This window comes from Haemophilus sp. HMSC71H05, from assembly GCF_001838635.1.
Taxonomy (GTDB): domain Bacteria; phylum Pseudomonadota; class Gammaproteobacteria; order Enterobacterales; family Pasteurellaceae; genus Haemophilus_D; species Haemophilus_D parainfluenzae_R.
The window spans coordinates 1-1,236 of the sequence record NZ_KV838031.1; the positions used below are offsets into that span (position 1 = coordinate 1).

Consider the following 1,236-nt stretch of genomic DNA (forward strand, 5'->3'; position numbering starts at 1 on the left):
AAATGTCTAAAGAAAAATTTGAACGTACAAAACCGCACGTAAACGTGGGTACAATCGGCCACGTTGACCACGGTAAAACAACTTTAACAGCAGCAATCACAACCGTATTAGCAAAACACTACGGTGGTGCAGCTCGTGCATTCGACCAAATCGATAACGCGCCAGAAGAAAAAGCGCGTGGTATCACCATCAACACTTCACACGTTGAATACGATACTCCGACTCGTCACTACGCACACGTTGACTGCCCAGGACACGCGGACTATGTTAAAAACATGATTACCGGTGCGGCGCAAATGGACGGTGCTATTTTAGTAGTAGCAGCGACAGATGGTCCTATGCCACAAACTCGTGAGCACATCTTATTAGGTCGCCAAGTAGGTGTACCTTACATCATCGTATTCTTAAACAAATGCGACATGGTAGATGACGAAGAGTTATTAGAATTAGTAGAAATGGAAGTTCGTGAACTTCTTTCTCAATATGATTTCCCAGGTGACGATACTCCAATCGTACGTGGTTCTGCGTTACAAGCATTAAACGGCGTTGCAGAATGGGAAGAAAAAATCCTTGAGTTAGCAAACCACTTAGATACTTACATTCCTGAACCAGAGCGTGCAATTGACCAACCGTTCCTTCTTCCAATCGAAGACGTGTTCTCAATTTCAGGTCGTGGTACAGTAGTAACAGGTCGTGTTGAGCGTGGTATCATCCGCACTGGTGATGAAGTTGAAATCGTTGGTATCAAACCAACAGCGAAAACAACAGTAACTGGTGTTGAAATGTTCCGTAAATTACTTGACGAAGGTCGTGCAGGTGAAAACATCGGTGCATTATTACGTGGTACAAAACGTGAAGAAATCGAACGTGGTCAAGTATTAGCGAAACCAGGTTCAATCACTCCACACACTGATTTCGAATCAGAAGTTTACGTATTATCAAAAGATGAAGGTGGTCGTCACACTCCATTCTTCAAAGGTTACCGTCCACAATTCTATTTCCGTACAACTGACGTAACTGGTACAATCGAGTTACCAGAAGGCGTGGAAATGGTAATGCCTGGTGATAACATCAAAATGACAGTAAGCTTAATCCACCCAATCGCGATGGACCAAGGTTTACGTTTCGCAATCCGTGAAGGTGGACGTACAGTAGGTGCTGGCGTTGTTGCGAAAATCATCAAATAATTGATGTATTAACTGTAACAAGTTAGATTAAGAAGGCGTATCGAAAGAT

General features: G+C 43.2%; 1 protein-coding gene. It reads left to right on the plus strand.

The annotated features are described in order from the left end of the window. The first annotated feature begins 2 nt into the window (after nt 1-2). Entirely contained in the window at nt 3-1,187 is a 1,185-nt protein-coding gene (gene tuf / locus HMPREF3279_RS04935) for an elongation factor Tu (protein ID WP_005635637.1), read from the plus strand. Nucleotides 1,188-1,236 lie beyond the last annotated feature (49 nt).